The following is a 15463-nucleotide window of genomic DNA, read 5'->3' on the forward strand; positions in this document are numbered from 1 at the left end:
ACGACCGCCGACGGGCTGAGGAAGGCGGGGTGCGCGGCCGGGTCTGAGCCGTGCTGCGTCAGCACGGCGCGGTCATATCGCGGGACTCCGGGGACGGCTGGCCGGGTAGGGCGCCCGGACGCGCCGGGCGTCCTACCGGGCCCACGGATCGTAGTCGGCCAGCAGCGGCCCCTGCACCGGACGATCCGGTGCGGGCACGTGCTGCAGGTTGATCCGCACCCGGTACCACTGCGAGCTCGAGCCGCGCATGCCGTCGACGAGCACATCGGCCGGGTGCAGCAGGGCGGCTATGTCGACGTGGGCGGCCTTCCAGCGCGCGAGTGCGGCTTCGGCCTCCGGCTTGGTCTCGGTGCGGGCGATCTCGATGAGCGGCATCGTGGAAGCGCGCCGACCGGCCTGACTCGTCCCTCGGGGCGGCTTGTCGGCGGGTCCGAGCTCCTCGGCGAGGCGCAGCAGGCCCGCGAGCGAGCCGGCGGCTGCGTCGATCCCGGCGTGCGGATCGCCCTGATCGGCGAAGCGATCCGGCACCGTGAGCACCGTGAACTCCTCGGGGCGCCGCCTGCGCAGCTCGTCCCACCCCAGCGGTGTCGACACGCGGGCGTCCGGCAGCGGGCGCACCGAATACGCGGATGCCACGGTGCGGTCCTTCGCGTTCTGGTTGAAGTCGACGAACACGCTCTCGCCGCGCTCTTCCTTCCACCAGCGCGCCGTCGCGAGCCCGGGCGCCCGCGACTCGACCTCGCGCGCGAGCGACTCGGCCGCGAGCCGCACCTGGCGGAAGTCCCATTCCGGCCGGATCCGGGCGAGGATGTGGATGCCGCGCGACCCGCTCGTCTTCGGCCAACCGACGAGTCCGTGCTCCTCGAGCACGTCGCGCACGACGAAGGCGACGTCGACGATCTGGTTCCAGTCCACCCCGGGCATCGGGTCCAGGTCGACGCGCAGCTCGTCGGGATGGTCGAGGTCCTCCGCACGCACGGCGTGCGGATTCAGGTCGAGGCATCCGAGGTTCACGACCCAGGCCAGGCCCGCGGCATCCCGGATCACCGCCTCTTCGGCCGACGTGCCCGACGCATACCGCAGTGTGGCGGTGTCGATGTAATCGGGGTGGTTCTCGGGGACGCGCTTCTGGAAGAACGGCTCGGCGTCGATGCCCTTGACGAAGCGCTTGAGCACCAGGGGACGCCCGCCGGCGCCGCGCAGCGCCGGCTCGGCGACGGCGAGGTAGTAGCTGACGAGGTCGAGCTTGGTGAGTCCGGGCTGGGGGAAGATGACCTTGTCGGGGTGCGAGACGCGCACGTCCTGCCCCTCGACGTCGAGATGCGCCTCGGCCGCGCCCTTCTTGCCCGGGCTGCTCATGTCCGCCACGCTAGCGGCTGGGGGATGCTGCGGCCAGCCCCTATGCCGCGTTGCGGACCGTGCCGGTCGGCGCTGCGGGGAGCAGGTCGGCGGCGACGGCAGCGGCCAGGTCGAGGAGCGTCAGCTCGAGGGCCCCGGCGACCGCCGCGAGCATCTCGCTGGAGGGCTCTTTCAGTCCGCGTTCCATCTCGGACAGGTACTGGGGCGAGACGCCCGACTGACGCGCCGTGTCGGCGAGGCGCTCGCCGCGATCATGGCGGGTGCGGCGCAGCACGTCGCCCACGGCTTCGCGCCACAGCGGCTCGAGCTGCGGCTGGGGCTGCGGGGTCGGATGCAGCGGGATGATCTCTGCCATGCGCCTACGATATCGCGGCGAACACGACGAAGGGGACCGCCCATACCAGCGATCCCCTTCGTGTCAGGCGGATGTCAGTTGCGCGCGATGGCGATCATGCGCAGGATCTCGACGTAGAGCCAGACCACGGTCACCATGATGCCGAAGCCGCCGAGCCAGCCGTACTTGCGCGGGGCGCGGTTGCGCACGCCCTGCTGGATGAAGTCGAAGTCCTGCACCAGCGAGTAGGCCGCCATGATCACCACGAACACGCCGATGATCAGGCCCAGCGGGATGCCGGCGATCTTCATGCTGCTGAGCATTCCGAACGCGCCGGCCGATCCGTCCGGGAAGGCGCCGAACATCATCATGACGACGTTGATCAGCGAGAAGACCAGGTAGCCGATCATCGCGATCATCCAGATCTTGGTCGCCCGCTTGGTGGCGCGGATCTTGCCGCTGGCGAACAGCGCCAGTGTCACGCCGACCACCGAGAGAGTGCCCAGCGTGGCCTGCAGCACGATGCCCGGCCACATCGACTCGAAGAACATCGAGATGCCGCCGACGAACAGGCCCTCGAACGCGGCATAGGCGAAGATCAGCGGCGGACGCACGGTCTTCGAGAACGAGATGATCATCGCCAGCACGAAGCCGCCGACCAGGCCGATGATCCACGGCAGCATGCTCGGCGCCGAGGTGGCGGTCATCGACGAGGCCGACCACACCCAGCCGATGACGGCGGTGACGACCAGGACGGCGAACAGGCCGAGGGTCTTCAGGACGGTGTCTTCGACCGTCATCCGGTCGGTGTCCAGTGCGCCGGCGGCCGGGGCGGCGAATTGCCCCTCGAGGTGCGCGTTCACCGATGCGGCGGCGGCCTGCTGGGTGGCGGCGGCGCCCGGCCCGCCGATCTGTGCGGCCTGCGGGCCGCCCGGGTAAGATTTGACGGCGCTCTGATCGCGGAACGCCGGGTTGTTGAAGGCGGGGTTTGCCGACGGCATGCTCGCACACTCCAGAAGAATCTGTGTCACAGCACTCTGCTGTGCCTCCACGATACCCGGGCGCACCCGCTCATGGGCACCCGCTGCACTGTGATTCCGCTATGAGCACACGGGGAATCCGGCTCGTGGCGCGTAGCGTGGGGCCCGTGCCGCACCCTCGTCCGCTCGTGATCGGCCACCGCGGTGCGCCCGGGTATCGTCCCGAGCACACTCGCAGCTCGTACGAGCTCGCGCTCGCGCAGGGGGTGGATGCCGTGGAGCCTGACATCGTGGTCAGCAGCGACGGCGTGCTGGTGGTGCGGCACGAGAACGAGATCTCGGGCACGACGGACGTCGCCACCCGCGCCGCGTTCGCGGGCCGCCGCACCACCAAGACCGTGGACGGGAACGCGGTCACCGGCTGGTTCGCCGAGGATTTCGCCTGGGACGAGCTGGCAACGCTCCGCGCCCGCGAGCGGCTGCCGCGGCTGCGGCCCGTCAGCGCGACCTTCGACGGCACGGAGCCGATGCTTCGGCTGCGCGACGTGCTCGACCTGGTGCGCACGGCATCCGTCGCCGGGCAGCGCGAGATCGGCGCGGTCGTGGAGATCAAGCACGCCACCTTCTTCGCCGCGCGCGGTTGGGATGTGGCCGCGATGCTGGCCGACGAGCTGCATGCATCCGGCTGGGCCGACGGGCGGATGCCGCTGGTGGTCGAATCGTTCGAGCAGACCGTCCTGGCCCGGGTCCGCGCGCGTGGGATCATCGCGCAGTACGTGTATCTGCTGGAGGCGTCCGGCCGTCCGTTCGACCTGGTCGCCGCGCAGGGCCGGGCCGCGCCGACCTACGCGCACATCGCGACCCCCGCGGGGCTGGACGGACTCGCCGGGTCGGTGGACGGCATCAGCGTCGCCAAGAGGATGATCCTCGCGGCCGACCGGAACGGCCGTACGGCGGGCCCGTCGTCGCTGGTCGGCGACGCACACGCGCGCGGACTGCGGGTGTTCACCTGGACATGCCGACCGGAGAATACGTTCCTGATCCCGCGCTTCCGCGGCCCCGGCGGCAAGGCCGCATTCGGCGACTATGCGGGGGAGTGGCGCGTGCTCGCGCAGGCCGGGGTGGACGGTGTCTTCGTCGACCATGCCGATCTCGGCATCCGGGTCTTCCGCGACGCCTGATCGGGTGCCCGCCTCCGTTGATTTTCCGCAGATCCCGGACCGTCGATCCTGGCGATGATGCTGCCCGACCCGAAGCTGACCCGGGCCTTCGACGTGCTGCTGAGCGCCGGCGAGCCCGCGTTCGACACGGCATCCACCGTCGTCGCGCACCAGGAGATCTCGCACGGACCCGACGCGTCGCGTATCGTGCTGCCTGTGTGGACCGCAGAAGGGCAGCGCGCATGACTCAGAATCCGCCGGTGCCGGCGCTCGAACCCGTCTTCGAGGTCGTCGCCGATCTCGGCCCCCTCGAAGACCACGGCATGACGCGGGCCGGTCATCGCCGCATCATCCCCGTCATCGGGGGCCGCGTCACCGGCATGTTCGAGGGCGAGATCCTGCCCGGCGGCGCGGACTGGCAGGTCGTGCGCGCCGACGGCTCGATCGAGATCGACGGGCGCTACAGCGCGCGGGGCACGGACGGTTCGCTGCTGTACGTGCGCGCCGTCGGGGTGCGCAGCGGCGACCCCGAGGTGCTCGAGGCGCTGCTGCGCGGCGTGGATGTCGACCCCGCCGACTACTACTTCCGTGCGGTCGTCACCCTGGAGTCGGCCGCCCACCCGGAGTTCGAGCGTTCGCTGTACATCGCGTCGTACATCCGCGAGGCCAACCGGGTGCGCTACGTCGCCTACCGGGTGACCTGAGGCCGGATCCGGCGGGGTGCCGACGCGACGGCGGTTGTGAGCGCGGGACCATGGGAGTGCCACGGTCAGCCGGTGGGATCGTGGCCGGATGCGTGCGGGGTGGTGCCACTTCCCGCGGGTCCCTCGTCATCGTTATCCGTCGAGAATGCGCAAACTGCGCCGCACGACGGCGGGGTGCGCATTTTGTGCGTTCTCGACGCGATTCGGACGCGTGCCTCGGACCGAAGTCGGGCATCGACGCGACGGCGGGAGTCGAACCCACTGCACGACCGGTTATGAGCCGGCGCCCGGGCCACCCGGATCGTCGCGGTGATTCCACGCTAGGCGAGGCGGCCGACATCGGCGCCGTCGGTGAACGCACGTGACCGGGCATGACGATGGATGACGCCGGATGACCGGCGATGACGCCGGATGACCGGCGATGACATCCTGAACCGCGTTTTGCGACGGCTGGTTCGGCCACGCCCGGGGTCCGCGCGCATCCCCTGTCGGCTTGCGCGCTACGGCCTCGTGCTCGGCCGCAGCGCACCCGGGCACAGCACCGGCGTGTCGGAGCGACCGAACCGATAGTCGTACTGCACACCGGCGACGGCGACGACGATCCGCATCCCGGGCACGGTCTCCTGCGTGTACGACATGCCGGGCTGCGGGCAGCCGAGCGCGCCGCTGTTCCAGGTCACGGCAACCGATGACACCAGGGTCGGAGTTCCCGCGACACCGCGGGCCGACAGGTCTTGTGCGATAGCGTTCCAGCGGGCCTGCGGCACATCGACGGGGCTGCCGCTCGGAGTCAGCGGCGCGGGGGACATGCTCGCGGCCGGTGGGTGCGCCTGGTCGGATGCCGGGCCCGAGGGCGCCGTCGTCGCGGTCCCCGCACAGCCGGTGAGCGCCAGCAGCAGAAGCCCCGCGGCGACCGCGGCGATGCGTGCGGGCATCCTGCTCCTCTGCCTCCGTGCCGGCCGTGCGACGGTGTCCGTGCCGGATATCCGACACGATAGCCGCGGGGTCTGGATCACGGCTGGGTGAATCGGTAAAATTCCGCCTGCTCCGGCCCCTAAAATCAAGTCATGGCGATGGCGGAGCGGCGGGGCATCATCGCCGTCGGGCTGTCCGTGCTGCTGCTGGCACTCGGTGTCGGCGCCTCCATGCTTCTCGCCCAGGCCATCAACACGCACGCGCTGCCGAGCCCGGCCCAGCCCGGCGAGCCGGTGATCACCGCCGCCGACATGCAGCTGGCATGGCTCGCGCGGGTCCTGCTGGTGCTGTCGGTGGCGTGGGTGCTGATCGGCATCCTGTCCGCCCGCACGAGCCTGGTGCGCCGCCCCGGTGCGGCCGCCGCGCGTGCCACCTGGCTGGCCGCGACGCGGCCGTGGCGCGCCCGCGAGTCCACGCTCGGCATGCTGACCCTCGACCGCTGGCTGCTGTTCCTGGTGCCGGTCGCGCTGCTGATCGCCACGCGGGCCGTGCAGAGCTCGTTCGTCGGCTGGATACGGCTGCTGGCGGTGATCGGCGCCTGGACGGTGTTCGCCCTGGCGCTGCGCATCGTCGTGCGCCGGCGCTCGCCGTGGCCGGTGATGGCCGCCGTCGGCGGCGTGATCGTGCTGCGCTGCGTGCTGACCCTGATCGCCCTGTCGCCGGCTGGGCCGGGCGGCTACTGGTACGCGTTCTGGGAGCTGCGGGTCGCGCGCGGTGCCTACCTGACGGTCGCCTTCGCCGTGTTCTGCTGGCTGTTCTTGTGCGCGGCATGGTCACTGTTCGCCCAGCTCGGCCCGCGTCGCGCGGTCGGTGCGACGCTGTGCGCGATCGGCGCGGGCATCGCGGTGCCGGCGGCCTATATCGGCGCGGTCGGGCTGGAACGCGCCCTGACGGTCTGGGATGACCGCAGCGGGCTGATGCCGTGGGGGCTCGCGCGGATCCTGAGCATCACGCTGCGGCTGCGCATCCCCGATGACGCGGTCTGGTGGGCCGCCGGCATCGGACTGGTGATCCTGCTGGCCGGGGCATCCCTGGCGGTGCGGTGGGCGGCACTGCGGCAGCTGACGGCGCGTGTCGGCAGCGACGCCTAGACTCGAAGGGCCATGACCGATGCTCCCGCACCCCTGATCGTCGGTGGGGCTTCCGGCCCCCACGGTGACGGCCGACCCGACGAAGACCTGCTCGCGGGCTTGAACCCGCCGCAGCGTGAAGCCGTCGTCTATCGCGGCCAGGCGCTGCTGATCGTCGCGGGTGCCGGTTCGGGCAAGACCCGGGTGCTCACGCACCGGATCGCCTCGCTGCTGCGCGGCCGTGAGGCGTGGCCCAGCCAGATCCTGGCCATCACGTTCACGAACAAGGCTGCCGGCGAGATGCGCGAGCGCGTCGGGCAGCTGGTCGGCCAGCATGCGCAGGGCATGTGGATCTCGACGTTCCACTCCGCGTGCGTGCGCATCCTGCGTCGCGAGGCCGAGCAGTTCGGGTTCACGAAGTCGTTCACCATCTACGATTCCGGCGATTCGCGTGCACTGCTCAAACGGCTGGTGAAGGACCATGAGGCGGATGCCTTCGGCCTGACGCCGGGCGCCGTGCAGAGTCGCATCTCGAAGTTGAAGAACGAGCTGTCCGATGCCGAGGGGTATGCCCGGCAGGCCAACATGTCCGACCCCGCCGAGCGCAAGTTCGTCGAGGTGTTCGGCGACTATCAGCGTGCGCTGCGCAAGGCCAACGCGTTCGATTTCGACGACCTGATCGGGCAGACGGTGTATCTGTTCCGGGCGTTCCCGCACATCGCCGACGTGTACCGACGCCGGTTCCGGCACATCCTCGTCGACGAGTATCAAGACACCAACCACGCGCAGTATGCGCTCATCCGCGAACTGACCCGGCCGATTGTCGGCAAGGCCGCCGAACCATATGCCGCGGGCGGCATGATGATCTTCGAACCCGAGCAGGCACCCGAACTGCCCGGCGCCTCCCTCACCGTCGTCGGCGACTCCGACCAGTCGATCTACGCGTTCCGCGGTGCGGACATCCGCAACATCACCGAGTTCGAGCGCGACTACCCGGGGGCGAAGGTGGTGCTGCTCGAGCAGAACTACCGGTCGACGCAGAACATCCTCTCCGCCGCCAACGCCGTGATCGGGCACAATTTCGACCGCAAGGACAAGCGGCTGTGGACCGACGTCGGCGCGGGGGAGAAGATCGTCGGGTTCACCGGCTACTCGCAGCACGATGAAGCACAGTTCGTGGCCGACGAGGTCGAGGCGCTGCGGCGCACCGGCATCGACTATGCGCAGATGGCGGTGTTCTACCGCACCAACTCGCAGTCCCGTGCGCTGGAAGAGATCTTCATCCGCTCGGCGGTGCCCTACAAGATCATGGGCGGCACCCGGTTCTACGAGCGCGCCGAGATCAAGGACGCCCTCGCCTACCTGACCGCGGTCGCCAATCCGGCCGACGAGATGGCGCTGCGCCGCATCGTCAACCGGCCCAAGCGCGGCATCGGCGATGTCACGGTCGAGTCGATCGCGCGGTACGCGGCGGCGCAGGGCCTGACCTTCCGCGATGCCCTCGGCTTCGGCGCCGAAATGGGCCTCGGACCCAAGCTGCAGGTTGCGATCGGCCGATTGGACGCGGTGCTGACCGAGGCATCCGAGCTGATGCTGCCGGCATCGGGCGAACTCGCGCCGCCGTCGGCGGTCGGTGATGGGCTCGCGCTGCTGCTGGCGGGGAGCGGCTACCGAGACGCGCTGCGCGCCAGCCGCGATGCGCAAGACGAAGCCCGGCTCGAGAACCTCGACGAGCTGGTCGCGGTCTCGCGCGAGTTCGCGCGCAACAATCCCGAGGGCACCCTCCTGGACTTCCTCACCGAGGTGGCGCTGGTCTCGGACGCCGACGGCCTGGATGACGAGTCCGGCACGGTGTCGATGATGACCCTGCACACCGCCAAGGGGTTGGAGTACGACGCCGTGTTCATCACGGGTGTCGAAGAAGATCTCATTCCGCACCGCATCTCGGCGGGCGAGCCCGGCGGACCGGCCGAGGAGCGACGCCTGTTCTATGTCGGGGTGACCCGGGCCCGCAAGCGGCTGTACCTGACGCTGGCGATGACCCGCGCGCAGTTCGGCGAGGTCTCGGTGGCGATGCCCAGCCGCTTTCTGCAGGAGGTGCCGCCCGAGCTCGTCGACTGGCGGCAGTCGCCGGGCGACGTCAACTCGCGCGGCGGCACGCAGTCGCGCGCGCTGAATGCCCGCCGTCCCGGCGGCTGGGGGTCGCGCCGCACCGATGACCCGCCGCCGCTGATGCCGAAGTCGACATCGCTGGAGAGGTTCGCCAATCGCATCCCCGCGAAGGTGCGCGACAATGGCGACATGCAGCTGGCGACCGGCGACCGCATCCGGCACGACGACTTCGGTGAGGGCCGCATCGACGCGGTCACCGGCGAAGGTGCGAAGCGCATCGCGCACGTGCGCTTCGACAATGGTGCGGTCAAGAAGCTTCTCATCAAGATCGCACCCATCGAAAAGCTGTGACCGGCCGGGCCGGTTAGGCTTGCGTAATGGCGCTTTTCTCACGCGGTCCGAAGGCAGGCGACTCCTCAGCCCAGCCGCCCACCGAGGCAGACGTGGCGGAGGGTGCCACGCAATCGCCGGGTGCTGCCGACGTTTCCGGCGCGGTGTCGGAGGCCGCCGCGCAGGCACCCGCTGCTGCTGATGACGCCGCCGCGCAGGCACCCGCTGCGGGCGATGCCGCCGCGCAGGCACCCGCTGCGGGCGATGCCGCCGCGGCCGAGGCCACCGCTGCGGCATCCGTCGACGAGGAAGCCCCCGCCGTCACCATCTCGACCACCTCTTACAGCGGCTTCGGCGCGGTGCCGGCCACGGCAGCCCCCGCACCCACCGGCGAGGCGCCCGAGCCGGTCGAGACGATCCCCGGCCTGCCCGACAACGTCGTGCTGCGCAGCGCGCTGAACGTGCTGGCCGAATCGCCCGAGGGGCACGAGGTGCTCAACGTCGCCCGGCAGCTGCTGCAGGGCAACGTCTATCTGCGGGTGCAGGGCAACGCGCAGGAGCTGATGGATGCCGGTGCCGAGCTGCCGCTGGCGATCGCGAACCGCGACGACGGCCAGTTCGTGCTGGTGTACAGCTCGGGCGAGGCGCTCGCTGCGGCGGTCAAGGCCGATGGCGACACCGAGACTTCGGCGATGGGGCAGCCCGCCCCCGCCGCGCTGCAGTATGCGCTGCAGAACAACTTCGCCGGCGTGATCGTCGATCATGCGTCGGCGCCGGCGGCCGTGGTGCTGCCGCGCGTGCTCATCGAGCGCATCTTCGCCGAGATGGATCCGGCGCTCGTGCTCAAGCAGCTGGTCGTCGGTCCGCGCACATCCGAGACGGCGGCGGCCGTCGCAGAGGCGCTGACTGCGGCGCCGCTGTGGATCGCCGTGAACCGCGAGTCCGAAGAAGCCGACTGGGGTGTGGCAGAGTCGCGCACCGACGTCGGCGACCGGGTGCTGCCGATCTTCTCGCACCCGCTCGAGGTCGTAGCCCTCGGTCGCGGCGACCGGCCGATGCCGTTTACTGCCGCCCAGCTGGGTTCCGCGCTGCGCGGCGACGAGGGCATCAACGGCGTCGTCGTGGATCCGGCCGGCCCGTGGATCCGCCTGGACCGCGCAGACCTCGCGCCGGTGCTGGCGCTGCCCGAGCCGGAGCCCGACGAGCAGATCGAGGACGAAGGCGACGGCGACGGCGGTGCTGCGGACTCTGACGAGGCAGTCGACCCCGAGGCCTGAGCGTCTCCGGCCTCGGACAGTCTCCGTCCGTCGGCGGGCAGAACTCCTCCAAAACGGAGCCCGGCACCTCTGAAAGGGCGGTCTTCAGCCGTTTGCGGCCCGGATTAGAGGAGTTCTGCCCGCGCGTGGCCGGCTTGACTGACGCCGGGGGTTGAATTCCGCCGCCCGTCGGTGGGCAGGCCTCCGTCCGTCGGCGGGCAGAACTCCTCCAAAACGGAGCCCGGCACCTCTGAAGGGGCGGTCTTCAGCCGTTTGCGGCCCGGATTTGAGGAGTTCTGCCCGGCGCCAGTCCGGCACCGGCCCGCCGCGGTACGCGGACCCACCCATCATCGGCCCTTCCGCCGCCGCGGGGTTGCCCCGTAGCCTGGGGCCATGGCATCCGAGCGGATCACGCTGGTCGTTCCCGGTCCCGACGGCGACCGCGAGATCGGGCTCTCCAGCCCGAGCCGGGTGATCTGGCCCGAGGTCGGCATCACCAAGCGCGAGCTCGCCGAATATCTGATCGCCGTCGCCGACCCGTTCCTGGCCGCCAACGGCAACCGGCCGGTGTCGCTGCAGCGCTTCCCCGGCGGAATCGATGGCGAGAGCTTCTTCTCGAAGAACCCGCCCAAGGGCGCACCGGACTACGTCGACCAGGTCACGGTGACCTACAACAGCGGGCGGCGGCATCCGCAGCTCGTGCTCACCGAGATCGCCGCGGCCGTCTGGGCGGCACAGATGAACACCGTCGTGTTCCATCCGTGGGCCTCGCTCGCGACCGACACCGATCGCCCGGTCGAACTGCGCATCGACCTCGACCCGCAACCGGGCACCGACTTCGCCGACGCGGCGGCCGTCGCCCCGGCGCTGCGCGACGTGCTGGCCGAGGCCGGGCTGGATGCCTGGATCAAGACCAGCGGCAGCCGCGGCCTGCACGTGTTCTGCCCGATCGAACCCACTCACGAGTTCCTCGACGTGCGACATGCGGTGATCGCGGCAGGGCGCGAACTGGCGCGGCGGATGCCGGAGCAGGTCACGATGAACTGGTGGAAGGAGGAGCGCGGCCAGCGCATCTTCATCGACTTCAACCAGGCCAATCGCGACCGGACCATGGCCGGCGCGTACAGCCCGCGGGCGCTGCCCGCGGCCACCGTGTCGACTCCGGTGACGTGGGACGAACTGGCCACCCTCGACCCCGCAGCGTTCACGGTGCGCACGACCCCGCAGCGCCTGGCCGAGACCGGCGACCCGTGGGCGACCTTCCACGCGAAGCCCGGTCGCATCGACACGCTGCTGCAGTGGTGGCAGCGCGACCTCGACGAGGGCCTGGGCGAGCTGCCGTTCCCACCGGAGTTCCCGAAGATGGCCGGTGAGCCGCCGCGGGTGCAGCCCAGCCGCGCGAAGGCGGCCGGCGACTGATCGAGCGAGCCTGGCCGACCGCGCCATCGTGCGGCCGCTGCAGGCGCCCCGGCTGATGCGGATGCCGATCCCGCTGTATCGCGCCGGAGGTGGATCCTCGGGGGGACTGAGCCCGCTCGCCGCCGAGCCACGGTGCGCCGGGCAGCCGCGCTACGCGAGCACGCGACCGACGTCGAACGCCGACACGACCTCGAGCTGGTCGAAGCGGCACGAGGCCGGGTCGCGGTCGGGGCGCCAGCGTTCGAACTGCACGGTGTGGCGGAAGCGCGCGCCCTCGAGCTGGTCGTAGCGCACCTCGAGCACCCGCTCCGGGCGCAGCCGCACGAAGCGGGTGTCCTTGCCCGCCGAGAATCGCGAGCGCTCCGTTTCATCAGAGAGGGCCTGGCCGTCGGCATCCCGCGCCACCAGCGGGTCGAGCTCGTCGATGAGCTCGACGCGGCGTGCGTTGCTGAACGCTGATACCGCACCGACGTTGCGCAGCTGCCCGTCCGCGTCGTACAGACCCAGCAGCAGCGAGCCGAGGCCGGTGCCCGACTTGTGCACCCGGTAGCCGAGGGCGACGACGTCGGCCGTGCGGGCGTGCTTGACCTTGAACATGGTGCGCTTGTTCGGCGTGTACGCCCCGGCGAGCCGCTTGGCGACGACCCCGTCGAGCCCGGCGCCCTCGAATTCGGCGAGCCAGCGCTGTGCGAGATCGGCGTCGCGCGTCGTGCGGGTGAGGTGGAGGGGATGCCCCAGCCCGCCGACCAGTCGCTCCAGCCGGGCACGGCGCACCTCGAACGGCTCGCCCTGCAGGTCGCCCTCGCCGTCGGCGAGCAGGTCGTAGGCGATGAAGATCGCGGGGGTCTCGGCCGACAGCCGGGCCACGCGTGAGGCGGCAGGGTGGATGCGCTGGCTCAGGGCCTCCCAATCGAGGCGCTGCGCGCCCGGGGCACCGGTGGGCACCGCGATCTCGCCATCGAGCAGGCACGGTTCGGGCAGCTGGGCGGAGATGGCCTCGACCAGTTCGGGAAAGTAGCGGGTCAGCGGCTTCGCACCGCGGCTGCCGATCTCGACGGTGTCGCCATCCCACGAGATGAGGCCGCGGAATCCGTCCCACTTCGGTTCGTAGCTCAGCCCGCCGGGCACGCTGTCGGGTGCGGGGAGGTCGGGAACCGACGCGGCGAGCATCGGTGCGGGGATGTCATGCGGCATGAGTCCATCGTGCCGTGCCGCGCGCCGCTGCGATAGAGGACCGCTTCGGCGGGTGGCCCGCGTTGCGGGTGCCGGACGGGTGCGGCCGGCTCTGCTCAGCGGACGATCCCGGCGCGCGGGTGGGTGGGGATGGTGAAGAGCCGGCGCAGCCGGCTGCCCAGGGCCAGGCGATGCGGGGCGTCCACCTGAGCCCCGCTGGCGATGGCCTCGCGAGCCACCCGGCTCGCTTCGGCGGCCCGGGTGAGGTCCGCGACGTGGCGGCGGTAGCGGTGGTGACACCTTGTGCCGCATTCCGATACTGCCGGATGACGCCGATTCAGCAGCCTGGCCCGGCCGGGTCTTCGACGCAGGTGTGCGCCACCAGCGCAGTGCGCGCTTCGAGGATGCGGATGCTCTGCGTCGTGCTCGTCGCGGTGACATATCCGGCGACCGGGCGCCAGATGCCGTCGCCGAAATTGACGTCGGGGGCGTAGAAGACGGTGACGGATGCCGTGTAGGTGCCGCGCTGTGTATAGGTGTGGCTGGTCGGGGTCGGCGTGAACTGCGGATCGCCCGTCGCCGCCCATGTTGCGCCGCCGCCGGCAGTGGTCTGGGTGGCCCCGTCGCCATAGTGCCAGTCGTAGTGGTGCGGCGCGAAACGCACCGTGACGGGAAAGTCGAACAGCGTGCCGGTGAGCCGCTGCATGCTGGTCGTCGCGACGAGGTTCAGGGGGAGTCCGGCCACCCCGATGCCGTCGGGCTCGCTGGCGAGCCGGGGTGGCGCCGGCCGGAACGACACCAGGTCGGTCAGCGTGATCGCGGGGATCGTCCGTTGCGTCGGGGTGGGGGAGGGCTTCGGCGACGGCGTCACGCCGCCCGCGCACGCGACCGTCGGCGACACGCAGTCCACCGCGGTGCGGTCTATTGCCGCGGGAGGGGGTGGGGTGTTGGATCTACGCGTGTCGGTTGCATCTAGGTCAATCGCTTGATCGCGATGACTTGTCTGCGGAGCTGAGCTGAGTGCAGAAATGTGCTTGTTACCTGTGACGACGACCTGATTATCCGAGGTCCTCGCTTTGGCGGATTCTCCAAAGAGTCCGGCACCCCCACCTCCACCTGAGGGCGGAGGTGGAGTCGAAGCGCCGAGCGTGGTGAGCAAGATGGCGGCCATTGCCAGCACCTTGCTCAACATGACGGTGCGCCTTCTCTAGCGAATATGTTGGATACGAGGAGGCCTGTACGAGAACTGGACGAACGGTCCAGGGTGACCGAGATGCTTTGGATTTCTGGGCGCTCGGGGTTCACCACAGACTTCCCGCTTGGGTCCAAGAGCTGAATTGCCGAGACATCAAGACAGGCTGCCAACTCGACCGATGAAAACGGCGCCGAGGTTGAGGCTGGTATGACGACCGTGACTACGGACTCCCCAGAAATGCGGGTACCAGATGAATGGTAACCAGTGAGGACTTTCTTGTCGCTCGCTTTAGCCGTTCCCGTCGCCCATTTGTAGACATCTTCGAAAGTCGCGGGCCGACGCGTATCGACATGGTTGAGCGCATCGACATAGGCCCGATACGTCTCCTCCGCGGCCTGGAACGCCTGCGCTTCGCTGGTGAACGTCGGGGTCGGGGTCTGCGTCGGTGCGTGCGCGGCGGGTGCGCAGCCGGTGAGGACGGCGACAGCGCACGCGGCGATCAGCGCGACGGCGATTCGACGAGGAGACACACGCCTAAGCTACCTATTCCGCGGCCGAGGCCCCGAGAGTTGTCCACAGGCATTCGCGGGGAGCGACCCGTGCGGCAACGCGAATAACATGGCAGCACGATGAACAGCAGCTTGCGCAGGTTCGAGGGGCGGGTCGCACTCATCACGGGTGCGAGCCGGGGCATCGGCTATGCGATCGCCCAGCGTCTGATCGCCGAGGGCGCCGGCGTCGTCATCACCGGTCGACACCAGGACGCCCTCGAACAGGCGGCGAAGGACCTCGGCCCACAGGCATCCGCCGTCGCCGGCGCCGCCGACGATCCCGACCATCGCGCCGCGGTCTTCGCGCACATCGCGGGGCGCCACGGCCACATCGACCACCTCGTCAACAACGCCGGCATCAACCCGGCGTTCGGCCCGCTGCTGAACGTGGATGCCGACGCGGCTCGCAAGATCTTCGAGGTCAACGTGCTCGCCGCACTGGCGTGGGTGCGCGCCGCCGTCGCGGCGGGCCTGACCCGATCGATCGTCAACATCGCCTCGATCGCCGGCGTCTCGGCCAGCCCGGGCATCGGCCTGTACGGCATCTCGAAGGCCGGCCTGATAAACCTCACCGTCCAGCTCGCCGGCGAACTCGCCCCCGGGCTGCGGGTCAACGCGGTCGCTCCGGCGGTGGTCAAGACCCGGTTCGCGCGCGCCCTCTACGAAGGGCACGAGGCCGAGGCATCCGCTCACTATCCGCTGCGGCGACTCGGCGAGCCGGGCGACGTGGCCGGGCCGGTCGCCTTTCTGCTCTCGGACGACGCGGCGTGGATGACCGGGCAGACGCTGCTGATCGACGGCGGCGCGTCGATCCGCCCGCTCAGCTGATCCCGCGCCGCGGCGGG

General features: G+C 70.3%; 16 protein-coding genes and 1 tRNA gene. 8 read left to right on the top strand and 9 right to left on the bottom strand.

Annotated features, from left to right (window positions below; all coding sequences use genetic code 11):
- Nucleotides 1–132: 132 nt before the first annotated feature.
- The 3 genes from ligD (ABD705_RS07815) to ABD705_RS07825 all read right to left on the bottom strand — a co-directional run bounded on the left by ligD (ABD705_RS07815) (nucleotide 133) and on the right by ABD705_RS07825 (nucleotide 2694).
- On the bottom strand, nucleotides 133–1359 hold the full coding sequence (ligD, locus tag ABD705_RS07815) for a non-homologous end-joining DNA ligase (protein WP_344782261.1): 1227 nt from the start codon (nucleotides 1357–1359) through the stop codon (nucleotides 133–135).
- Nucleotides 1360–1399: 40 nt separating this feature from the next.
- On the bottom strand, nucleotides 1400–1714 hold the full coding sequence (locus tag ABD705_RS07820; protein ID WP_344782263.1) for a helix-turn-helix domain-containing protein: 315 nt from the start codon (nucleotides 1712–1714) through the stop codon (nucleotides 1400–1402).
- Between the two features lie 74 nt (nucleotides 1715–1788).
- Nucleotides 1789–2694, bottom strand: coding sequence for a Bax inhibitor-1/YccA family protein (locus ABD705_RS07825; RefSeq protein ID WP_344782265.1), 906 nt, complete (start codon nucleotides 2692–2694; stop codon nucleotides 1789–1791).
- 101 nt (nucleotides 2695–2795) lie between these two features.
- Here ABD705_RS07825 and ABD705_RS07830 point away from each other — a divergent pair, with 101 nt between their 5' ends.
- Genes ABD705_RS07830 through ABD705_RS07840 form a run of 3 tightly spaced genes read left to right on the top strand, consistent with a single transcriptional unit; the run spans nucleotide 2796 to nucleotide 4537 of the window.
- A complete protein-coding gene (locus tag ABD705_RS07830) occupies nucleotides 2796–3854 on the top strand; it encodes a glycerophosphodiester phosphodiesterase family protein (RefSeq protein WP_344782267.1) in 1059 nt (352 codons plus the stop codon).
- 54 nt (nucleotides 3855–3908) lie between these two features.
- On the top strand, nucleotides 3909–4079 hold the full coding sequence (locus tag ABD705_RS07835) for a hypothetical protein (protein ID WP_344782269.1): 171 nt from the start codon (nucleotides 3909–3911) through the stop codon (nucleotides 4077–4079).
- The gene (locus tag ABD705_RS07840; RefSeq protein ID WP_344782271.1) at nucleotides 4076–4537 is read left to right on the top strand and encodes a DUF3237 family protein; all 462 of its coding nucleotides are present in this window, start codon (nucleotides 4076–4078) and stop codon (nucleotides 4535–4537) included. The genes ABD705_RS07835 and ABD705_RS07840 overlap by 4 nt, the downstream gene beginning before the upstream one ends.
- A 237-nt stretch (nucleotides 4538–4774) precedes the next feature.
- Here the strand turns inward: ABD705_RS07840 and ABD705_RS07845 are convergent.
- Nucleotides 4775–4846, bottom strand: a tRNA-Met gene (locus tag ABD705_RS07845).
- A 191-nt stretch (nucleotides 4847–5037) separates the two neighbouring features.
- On the bottom strand, nucleotides 5038–5472 hold the full coding sequence (locus ABD705_RS07850; RefSeq protein WP_344782273.1) for a hypothetical protein: 435 nt from the start codon (nucleotides 5470–5472) through the stop codon (nucleotides 5038–5040).
- A gap of 132 nt (nucleotides 5473–5604) precedes the next feature.
- Here ABD705_RS07850 and ABD705_RS07855 point away from each other — a divergent pair, with 132 nt between their 5' ends.
- From ABD705_RS07855 to ligD (ABD705_RS07870), 4 genes are all read left to right on the top strand, one after another.
- Entirely contained in the window at nucleotides 5605–6603 is a 999-nt protein-coding gene (locus ABD705_RS07855; protein WP_344782275.1) for a hypothetical protein, read from the top strand.
- Nucleotides 6604–6615: 12 nt separating this feature from the next.
- Nucleotides 6616–9045 carry an ATP-dependent helicase gene (locus ABD705_RS07860; RefSeq protein WP_344782277.1) on the top strand — a complete coding sequence of 810 codons (2430 nt, stop codon included), beginning with the start codon at nucleotides 6616–6618 and terminating at the stop codon, nucleotides 9043–9045.
- Between the two features lie 26 nt (nucleotides 9046–9071).
- Nucleotides 9072–10301 (top strand): SseB family protein, encoded by a 1230-nt coding sequence (locus ABD705_RS07865; protein ID WP_344782279.1) that lies wholly within the window; start codon nucleotides 9072–9074, stop codon nucleotides 10299–10301.
- Nucleotides 10302–10673: 372 nt separating this feature from the next.
- On the top strand, nucleotides 10674–11699 hold the full coding sequence (gene ligD / locus ABD705_RS07870; RefSeq protein WP_344782281.1) for a non-homologous end-joining DNA ligase: 1026 nt from the start codon (nucleotides 10674–10676) through the stop codon (nucleotides 11697–11699).
- Nucleotides 11700–11849: 150 nt separating this feature from the next.
- Here the strand turns inward: ligD (ABD705_RS07870) and ABD705_RS07875 are convergent, their stop codons facing one another.
- The 4 genes from ABD705_RS07875 to ABD705_RS07890 form a co-directional block, all read right to left on the bottom strand.
- Nucleotides 11850–12893 carry an ATP-dependent DNA ligase gene (locus ABD705_RS07875; protein WP_344782283.1) on the bottom strand — a complete coding sequence of 348 codons (1044 nt, stop codon included), beginning with the start codon at nucleotides 12891–12893 and terminating at the stop codon, nucleotides 11850–11852.
- Between the two features lie 95 nt (nucleotides 12894–12988).
- Nucleotides 12989–13111 carry a hypothetical protein gene (locus tag ABD705_RS07880; protein WP_344782285.1) on the bottom strand — a complete coding sequence of 41 codons (123 nt, stop codon included), beginning with the start codon at nucleotides 13109–13111 and terminating at the stop codon, nucleotides 12989–12991.
- A 98-nt stretch (nucleotides 13112–13209) separates the two neighbouring features.
- Entirely contained in the window at nucleotides 13210–13773 is a 564-nt protein-coding gene (locus tag ABD705_RS07885; RefSeq protein WP_344782287.1) for a hypothetical protein, read from the bottom strand.
- 284 nt (nucleotides 13774–14057) lie between these two features.
- Nucleotides 14058–14597 carry a hypothetical protein gene (locus tag ABD705_RS07890; RefSeq protein ID WP_344782289.1) on the bottom strand — a complete coding sequence of 180 codons (540 nt, stop codon included), beginning with the start codon at nucleotides 14595–14597 and terminating at the stop codon, nucleotides 14058–14060.
- Nucleotides 14598–14696: 99 nt separating this feature from the next.
- Here ABD705_RS07890 and ABD705_RS07895 point away from each other — a divergent pair, with 99 nt between their 5' ends.
- Complete coding sequence (locus tag ABD705_RS07895; protein ID WP_344782291.1) at nucleotides 14697–15446, top strand: SDR family oxidoreductase; 750 nt, start codon at nucleotides 14697–14699, stop codon at nucleotides 15444–15446.
- The last annotated feature ends 17 nt before the right edge of the window (nucleotides 15447–15463 follow it).

This window comes from Microbacterium kribbense (assembly GCF_039537285.1).
Classification (GTDB): Bacteria; Actinomycetota; Actinomycetes; order Actinomycetales; family Microbacteriaceae; genus Microbacterium; species Microbacterium kribbense.

Coding starts and splice junctions, on each gene's coding strand:
- ligD (WP_344782261.1), bottom strand. CDS start 1,359: ATGAGCAGCCCGGGCAAGAAGGGCGCGGCCGAGGCGCATCTCGACGTC.
- ABD705_RS07820 (WP_344782263.1), bottom strand. CDS start 1,714: ATGGCAGAGATCATCCCGCTGCATCCGACCCCGCAGCCCCAGCCGCAG.
- ABD705_RS07825 (WP_344782265.1), bottom strand. CDS start 2,694: ATGCCGTCGGCAAACCCCGCCTTCAACAACCCGGCGTTCCGCGATCAG.
- ABD705_RS07830 (WP_344782267.1), top strand. CDS start 2,796: ATGAGCACACGGGGAATCCGGCTCGTGGCGCGTAGCGTGGGGCCCGTG.
- ABD705_RS07835 (WP_344782269.1), top strand. CDS start 3,909: ATGATGCTGCCCGACCCGAAGCTGACCCGGGCCTTCGACGTGCTGCTG.
- ABD705_RS07840 (WP_344782271.1), top strand. CDS start 4,076: ATGACTCAGAATCCGCCGGTGCCGGCGCTCGAACCCGTCTTCGAGGTC.
- ABD705_RS07850 (WP_344782273.1), bottom strand. CDS start 5,472: ATGCCCGCACGCATCGCCGCGGTCGCCGCGGGGCTTCTGCTGCTGGCG.
- ABD705_RS07855 (WP_344782275.1), top strand. CDS start 5,605: ATGGCGATGGCGGAGCGGCGGGGCATCATCGCCGTCGGGCTGTCCGTG.
- ABD705_RS07860 (WP_344782277.1), top strand. CDS start 6,616: ATGACCGATGCTCCCGCACCCCTGATCGTCGGTGGGGCTTCCGGCCCC.
- ABD705_RS07865 (WP_344782279.1), top strand. CDS start 9,072: ATGGCGCTTTTCTCACGCGGTCCGAAGGCAGGCGACTCCTCAGCCCAG.
- ligD (WP_344782281.1), top strand. CDS start 10,674: ATGGCATCCGAGCGGATCACGCTGGTCGTTCCCGGTCCCGACGGCGAC.
- ABD705_RS07875 (WP_344782283.1), bottom strand. CDS start 12,893: ATGCCGCATGACATCCCCGCACCGATGCTCGCCGCGTCGGTTCCCGAC.
- ABD705_RS07895 (WP_344782291.1), top strand. CDS start 14,697: ATGAACAGCAGCTTGCGCAGGTTCGAGGGGCGGGTCGCACTCATCACG.